This window comes from Mycobacterium sp. TH-M25, from assembly GCF_057473665.1.
The window spans coordinates 1-3,747 of the sequence record NZ_JBYCLA010000137.1 but is presented as its reverse complement, the minus strand read 5'-3'; the positions used below and the strand labels follow the sequence as shown (position 1 = coordinate 3,747).

Genomic DNA, 3,747 nt, shown 5'->3' with positions numbered 1-3,747 from the left:
GATCACCCGGCAGCAGGCCACGTTATGACGCTCGAGAGTTACCTCGACCTGCCCCATGCCCACGTGCGTGTGACACCCGAGCGCGGACGCGAAGTCGACGATGCCCTAGCGCGCGCCGGCTACACACGGCGGCTGGTGCTGACCGTGCCACACTTCAGTTCTCTCTTCGCCGTTGTCGAAAGCAGCGATTGTGTGGCAGCCGTCCCTCGCAAGCTCGCGTGCTACTACGCGCAACGGTTGGCGTTGCACTGCTTCGAGCTCCCCTTGACGCTTCCAAGCTATGAAGTCAGGTTGCATTGGCACGTGCGCGCGGATGCTGATCCCGGGGTGCTTGCGCTCAGGGCAATGATCCACGATGTCTTGAACGCACCCTGATCCGCGGTGTTTGCGGTCGGTTTGCATACCGAAGAAAAGCCGAGCATCGTAATTCTCGAATCTAGAGATCTGCGACGTCGCAGAACCTGTCTCACGCGGTCGGGTGCGGTAGAAAGTCAGAGGTGGCGGTCGACGTCCATACGTTGGTGCAGGACGCGCACGACGTCGATGACGTCTTCGGCGGCCATCCGATAGAACAGCGTGTGTGACCCGGCGGCGAGCTTGCGATAGCCGGGGCGGATCTCGTCGCAAGTTCGGCCAATCCGCGGATTTGCCGCAGCGCGATCGATGGCGTGTTGAAGTTCACGCAGGTATGCCTCGGCCTGGTCGACACCCCAACGGTCATACGTGTAGTCCCAGATCTGCTCCAGGTCTGCTTGCGCGGCAGGTGAGAGAAGGTATTGCCTGCTCACCGGCCGCGCGAGACCTCGGCCCGCTTGCGGTCGAGGAAGTCATCGAAGTCGAACGACGTCGACGTGCCGCTGCTTTCGCCGGTCTCGAGAGCATCCCGCAGTGCCCGCAGCTGGGTTTCGCGGTCCTCGAGCAGCCGCAACGCCGAACGGACGACATCACTGGCCGATCGATAGCGGCCCGCGGCGATCTCGCCGTCGATGAAGGCGCTGTAATGCTCGTCGAGGCTGAAGGACGTGTTCTTACCCACGAACTCACGATACCAATTACTGGTATAGAGATTGCATGTCCGCTGGAGCAACGTCGCGCAGACTGCGTGCCTACGGTCCAGCCTGGGCCACACGGTGAGCGGTACGCTGACGTGCCTCGTTTTTAGAGATTTGCGACGTCGTGTTTCTCGTCTCACACTCCGCCCGCCTTGGACCTCCATTGCCGCCATGACAACGGAGACAGTTTTGTAGTACATTACCGTCGTGGCCATCGAGTTCATCGAGAGTGCCGGCCGACACGGGCTCACCCTTGCCGATGCCCTTCATGCGATGACCAACCACCGCTACCACGAAGCCCAGTTCGATGACCCCAGGCTCGGCGGTGTCAAGCCGGACCTATGGATCGGGCCGAGCCTGCAGCCGGCGGTTCCGCTGATTGAAGTCATGGCAGAGGTGATCCCACCGGCCACCGTGAGGATCTTTCACGTCATGAACGCACGTGCGAAGTTTCTCGATCGACTCGATCGACAGAAGGGCGAGAGCACATGAGCACCGACCAGGACCGCTACAACAAGCTGGCTGAATGGGCGGAAAGCGATGAACGCGAAATCCACCCCGAGAGAGGCGAATCCGGGCCTGCATCGCAGGCAGCTACACGCGAATTGCTCCGACGCGCTGGGGGGCGCCCAAGCGTGGATCCGGCTGCGGAACCGGGCGCACATGCGCCACGGCGCCAGGTGCGGCTCCCGCGTGCGCTCAGTGAGCGCGTGGATGCCCTCGCTGAGCAGGAAAGTCGCAGCCCGAGTGACCTGATGCGAGAGGCAATCAGCCAGTACGTGGCTGCCAAAGACCACCCGCAGGCTGGATAGGCGCGGCCATCCCGAGGAGTTACACGGTCATAACCGTTACCTTCCCGGTTCGTGCCGGCTGGTCACACCACGTTGTCTATGGGTCGTGTCCGGGCTCACGCAACGGGTATCGGCCGGTGACGGTCAAAACCACCACCGGGTCGGTCACGTTGGAGCGGCCGAAGCTACGCGGCACCACCGCAGCGTTCGCGTCGCGGTTGTTCGGCAAGCACGTCTACCCAAAAGCGTTGCGCCAGAGATGTCTTATTCATCGACTCCGAAATGTGCTTGCCAAGATCCCCACTGGGATGCAAGCCGAGGCCCGCGTCGGCTACTGGGCCATTTTCGACACCACCGACCTCAACTCCGAACCGGGACCCCAGCTGGTGGAGATCGTCGACAAAACGGATCGAGGCGTTCGCCGCCAAATACTGCGACCTCTACCCGGCGGCTATGCGGATCCTGCTCACCGACAAAGCAGGGTTGACCGCCTACCTGCGGTTCCCGACGGAACACCATGGGCGCGTTCGCCATTCGAATTTCATCGTTATCTGAAGTCATCGAGAAATAGCGGCAGCTGACCTGGGTTGTTGCGTCCTAGACGGTGTCTTCGTTGGCGGAGAGTTCACGGAAGACCCGCGGCAGCGGCAGCCCCATCAGCGCGATGACAGCGCTGCGATCGACTGGTGGCAGCTGATGGCCGGCCAGTGCCGCGGCCACCGCGGCGAACACGCAGTCACCGGTATCAGCGATGGTGCCGTCGAAGTCGAACGCAAACAACCGGTATCGAACGCCCACGTAGCCATCCTCACCTGCGCCGCGTCGAGCGCCGAATTGTGCACGGCGGTCAGCGCTTCCGTTCGGCCTCGAAATAAGTCAGTGCTCCTGATTGGTGCTGCGCGGTGACCGTCAATGCGGCGTCGGCAAACCAACGTTCGGCGTCGGCGAAGGTGGCAGCCAGCCCGAAGACTCCTGCCTGTCTGCCACCAGCCATGAACACGTCGGTGCGCCGTAGCTGTCCTTTCGTCGCGATGTCGCCGACGAGCCGGCCGCCAGGGCGTAGGCAACGGGCGATCTCGTGCACGGCTGCCGCCGGGTCAGGTAGGCAATGCAGCCCGCTGAAGCAGGCCACAAGATCGAACTCGCCATCATCGAACGGCATGTGCGTCATGTCGGCCTTGATGAACTCCACATCCGCCTGGTGGTCGCGGAGCACTTGGCGGCGGGCGCGTTCCAGCATCTCCGGTGAGATATCCAGCGCGACGTAGCGAACCTTCTGATCGGGAAGTAGACGCCGAATGGTGACACCGCCGCCACACGGCGCGTCGAGAATTGACGAGCCATCGGCGACTTCAGCGACGGCATCCATCGCGTGGAGATAGCCAGCACCGTCGGCGCCGACGATCATCCGCAGGTAGGCGTCGGCAATGTGTTCGTGGCGCATCGCCCAGTTGTAGAACGCTCCGACACTTCGAGCGAACACCTTGTTGTGCCACGCTTGCGGAATCGTCGGACCCTTTCCCCGTCTGCGTTCATGCACGCACAGCATCGCACGTCAGGGCCGGGACGACATCCAGTCGCACTTCTAAACATCTGCGACGCCGTCCAACGAGTCACCGCTCGACAGCAAACCCCTGGTTGCGGTGTCTCAGATCCTGTACCACATCCTCTGTCTCGAATCCTGGACTGGCCGCAATCATCGGCGTCGGTTCTTGGTGGAACGGCTCGGGCGCGGCGGTGACCATCCCCGGCTACCGCGCCCGCGGGCAGCCTCGCGACCCGATCGCTGCTCACCGCACCGACCAGGTTGTAGGAACTGCGGAGATCTTCGGAGGTGTTCAGCCGTAAAGACTCTGGGCGGTTTCGCTGAGTTCGGTAAACGCTGCGTCGAGGCGGCGCCTGCG

7 protein-coding genes and 1 pseudogene are annotated in these 3,747 nt (G+C 62.7%); 4 read left to right on the top strand and 4 right to left on the bottom strand.

The window, feature by feature from the left end:
* Nucleotides 1-375: LysR substrate-binding domain-containing protein (locus AC2VOU_RS04735; protein WP_486956313.1), on the top strand; the 375-nt coding region annotated here is incomplete at its 5' end.
* 116 nt (nt 376-491) lie between these two features.
* Here the strand turns inward: AC2VOU_RS04735 and AC2VOU_RS04730 are convergent.
* Both AC2VOU_RS04730 and AC2VOU_RS04725 read right to left on the bottom strand, forming a co-directional pair.
* Entirely contained in the window at nt 492-788 is a 297-nt protein-coding gene (locus tag AC2VOU_RS04730; RefSeq protein ID WP_486956312.1) for a type II toxin-antitoxin system RelE/ParE family toxin, read from the bottom strand.
* Nucleotides 785-1,036, bottom strand: coding sequence for a type II toxin-antitoxin system ParD family antitoxin (locus AC2VOU_RS04725; protein WP_486956311.1), 252 nt, complete (start codon nt 1,034-1,036; stop codon nt 785-787). The genes AC2VOU_RS04730 and AC2VOU_RS04725 overlap by 4 nt, the downstream gene beginning before the upstream one ends.
* Before the next feature lie 223 nt (nt 1,037-1,259).
* Here AC2VOU_RS04725 and AC2VOU_RS04720 point away from each other — a divergent pair, with 223 nt between their 5' ends.
* The 3 genes and pseudogenes from AC2VOU_RS04720 to AC2VOU_RS04710 all read left to right on the top strand — a co-directional run.
* Nucleotides 1,260-1,544, top strand: coding sequence for a hypothetical protein (locus tag AC2VOU_RS04720; RefSeq protein WP_486956310.1), 285 nt, complete (start codon nt 1,260-1,262; stop codon nt 1,542-1,544).
* Nucleotides 1,541-1,864: a CopG family ribbon-helix-helix protein gene (locus AC2VOU_RS04715; RefSeq protein WP_486956309.1), complete on the top strand. Its 324-nt coding sequence runs from the start codon at nt 1,541-1,543 to the stop codon at nt 1,862-1,864. Before AC2VOU_RS04720 ends, AC2VOU_RS04715 begins: the two co-directional genes overlap by 4 nt.
* 206 nt (nt 1,865-2,070) lie before the next feature.
* Nucleotides 2,071-2,389: pseudogene (locus tag AC2VOU_RS04710) on the top strand (transposase); the annotation flags it as partial.
* A 51-nt stretch (nt 2,390-2,440) separates the two neighbouring features.
* Here AC2VOU_RS04710 and AC2VOU_RS04705 read toward each other — a convergent pair.
* Entirely contained in the window at nt 2,441-2,641 is a 201-nt protein-coding gene (locus AC2VOU_RS04705) for an HAD family hydrolase (protein ID WP_486956308.1), read from the bottom strand.
* Between the two features lie 49 nt (nt 2,642-2,690).
* Nucleotides 2,691-3,383 carry a class I SAM-dependent methyltransferase gene (locus AC2VOU_RS04700; RefSeq protein ID WP_486956307.1) on the bottom strand — a complete coding sequence of 231 codons (693 nt, stop codon included), beginning with the start codon at nt 3,381-3,383 and terminating at the stop codon, nt 2,691-2,693.
* Between the last annotated feature and the right edge of the window lie 364 nt (nt 3,384-3,747).